This is a genomic window from Moorena sp. SIO2C4, assembly GCF_010672485.1.
GTDB lineage: Bacteria > Cyanobacteriota > Cyanobacteriia > Cyanobacteriales > Coleofasciculaceae > Moorena > Moorena producens.
On sequence record NZ_JAAHGN010000991.1, the window covers coordinates 1 to 2841 of the forward strand.

At 46.6% G+C, this 2841-nt stretch carries 3 protein-coding genes; 2 read left to right on the forward strand and 1 reads right to left on the reverse strand.

Annotated features, from left to right (window positions below; all coding sequences use genetic code 11):
• The first annotated feature begins 140 nt into the window (after positions 1-140).
• On the forward strand, positions 141-1832 hold the full coding sequence (locus tag F6K20_RS32545) for a sodium:solute symporter family protein (RefSeq protein WP_287251115.1): 1692 nt from the start codon (positions 141-143) through the stop codon (positions 1830-1832).
• Here the strand turns inward: F6K20_RS32545 and F6K20_RS32550 are convergent.
• Entirely contained in the window at positions 1802-2083 is a 282-nt protein-coding gene (locus F6K20_RS32550; RefSeq protein WP_287251113.1) for a hypothetical protein, read from the reverse strand. The two genes, F6K20_RS32545 and F6K20_RS32550, sit on opposite strands and share 31 nt — an antisense overlap.
• A 265-nt stretch (positions 2084-2348) precedes the next feature.
• Here F6K20_RS32550 and F6K20_RS32555 point away from each other — a divergent pair.
• Positions 2349-2841: AI-2E family transporter (locus tag F6K20_RS32555; protein WP_287297529.1), on the forward strand; the 493-nt coding region annotated here is incomplete at its 3' end.

The window sequence follows — 2841 nt, forward strand, 5'->3', positions numbered from 1 at the left end:
TTTATTACCAACAATCCCTATATAGGGTTTCTCATAGTAATGATGTACATAGGATTTTGTCCCGATTCCCGATTCCCGATTCCCGATTCCCGATTCCCTGCGCGCAGCGCTATAGCAATTATTCAGACAAGTAAATATCTATGACAGTTGAAGCTTGGACCAGTGTATTGGTCATTATTTCCTTTATTCTCTACCTTTACATTGGTTGGCGCTCTCGGGTGCGCGATAGTAAAGGGTTTTTCGTAGCAGATCAAGGTGTTCCCGCTGTTGCTAATGGTGCTGCTACAGCGGCAGATTGGATGTCTGCTGCTTCCTTTATTTCTATGGCAGGGCTAATCTCTTTCTTAGGATATGATGGCTCAATTTACCTGATGGGCTGGACAGGAGGATATGTGCTACTAGCGCTATTGTTAGCCCCTTACCTGCGGAAGTTTGGAAAATACACAGTACCCGACTTTGTGGGAGACCGCTATTACTCGAATGTTGCTCGGTTGGTAGCAGTAGTTGCTGCTATTTTTGTCTCCTTAACCTATGTCGCAGGACAAATGCGAGGGGTAGGTATTGTATTTAGCCGCTTTCTGCAAGTGGATATCGGTCAGGGTGTCGTGATTGGCATGGTAATTGTGGCATTTTTTGCCGTGCTGGGGGGGATGAAAGGCATTACCTGGACTCAAGTTGCCCAGTATGGCGTGTTGATTGTGGCTTACCTGATTCCAGCGATTGCGATCGCAACTCTACTGACCGACAACCCGATTCCCCAGCTAGGATTCACCTTCAGTGACATTATCCCGAAACTCAATCAAATTCAGGTAGATCTAGGTTTCCAGGAATACACTAAACCCTTTGCCAACAAGTCCATGCTGGATGTCTTATTTATCACCATTGCCTTGATGGTCGGTACTGCTGGACTTCCCCATGTGATTGTACGCTTTTACACCGTACGCAATGCTAGAGCTGCTCGTTATTCCGCTGGCTGGGCGCTATTATTCATTGCCATACTCTACACCACAGCTCCCGCCGTTGCTGCCTTTGCCCGCTATAACCTGATTGATAGCCTCCATGACCATACCATTGAGGAAGTGCGTCAGCTAGACTGGGCAACCAAATGGGAAAATACTGGTTTATTGGCGTTTGACGATAAAAACGGCAATGGCAAGATTGAGCTGAAACCGGACAAAGAGACCAATGAAATTAAGATTGACCGAGATATCATTGTACTCTCCACACCAGAGGTAGCCAAACTTGCTCCCTGGGTGATTGCCTTAGTAGCAGCAGGAGGACTAGCCGCCGCTCTATCCACTGCATCGGGCTTACTGCTAGTGATTTCTAGCTCAATCGCCCACGATGTCTACTACCGCATCATTAATCCTAGGGCGTCGGAGTCCCAACGATTGATGGTGGGTCGAATTATGGTAATTGCTGCCATTGCCATTGCCGGTTACTTTGGTATCAATCCCCCTGGATTTGTAGCCCAAGTGGTAGCCTTTGCCTTTGGTTTAGCCGCTGCCAGCTTTTTCCCAGTCATTCTGCTAGGGGTATTTGATAAGCGAACCAACCGAGAAGGGGCAATTGCTGGCATGGTGGTAGGGTTAGTTTTTACCACCGTTTACATCATTGGGGTGAAGTTCTATAGTATGACACCCTGGTTTTTCGGTATTTCCCCTGAGGGGATTGGTACCGTAGGGATGGTGCTTAATTTCATTGTGACTGTAGTGGTTTCTCGCCTGACACCCCCACCTCCAGCAGAAATTCAGGAGATGGTGGAAATGTTGCGAACACCCGGTGATGCTCCCCCAGCCCTTCATGATGTGGGAGAAGAGGAGTTGGATTGATCAAGGTTGAAAGTTGAAAGTTGAAAGTTAAAAGTTGAAGGTTGAAGGTTGAAGGTTGAAGGTTGTTCGCGAAGCGTGGCCAATAGGCCAAGGTTATGGGGTTGTTTGCCTTTGGCGTTCGGTATAGGGTAGGGTGTCTTTGAGAATGTAGAATGTAGAATTAAGAATGTAGAATTCCCAATTCTAGCGTTGCTAAATCTTCGCGCTGAATAGGAGTAGAGTGGGCATCCTGCCCGCACGAAAATAAGCATGAAACTGGCAAGATGCCAGTTCCACGGCTGATGCCCATTCCACAGGTGCGACCCAAGGCCGGGTTCCCCGGCCTAGGAGGCGCGCACCTAAACACTCTTAAAATCATTCCATTATTCAGCAACGCCCAAATTTCAAATTCTACATTCTACATTCTACATTCTTAATTCAAAAGGGTAGGTTGAAGACCGTACCGTCAACCGTCAACTAATTCAGGTGTTTTCTCTGTAGACTATTTGCAGGCACTCAACATGCAAATGGAAGTCTATGCTACGCCTTAAAATCTCCTTAGCTAACTTACTGCTGATTGTTGCTACTGGCTTGACAATAGTCCTGCTGTGGCAACTTAGAGCTTTGCTAGTAGTACTGATGATTGCAGTAGTGCTCGCATCTACTCTAGCACCAATTATTGATAGTGCTGAAAAGTTAAGGATTCCCCGCTGGCTAGCGGTTATTCTGGTTTATTTAGGCTTAATCGCTGGTTTGACAGGGATCGGCTTAGTGATTGGACCAACAGTAGCTGAGCAAATTCAGCGTTTATTTCGGAAACTGCCAACGTATTTGGAGGTTTTAACCTCTTTGTTAGATGCTTTAGCGATTCGCCTAGGGATGACTGAACTAGCTCTGAGTAAAATGTTTGATGCTGGGACCGTTACCTCTTGGGTAATTCGTTCCTCTCAGCAGTTGCTAGTGCAGTCTTATGGATTGACACGGAGTCTTTTTGCTGGAGTGTTTACCGTAATTCTGGCAACACTGCTGA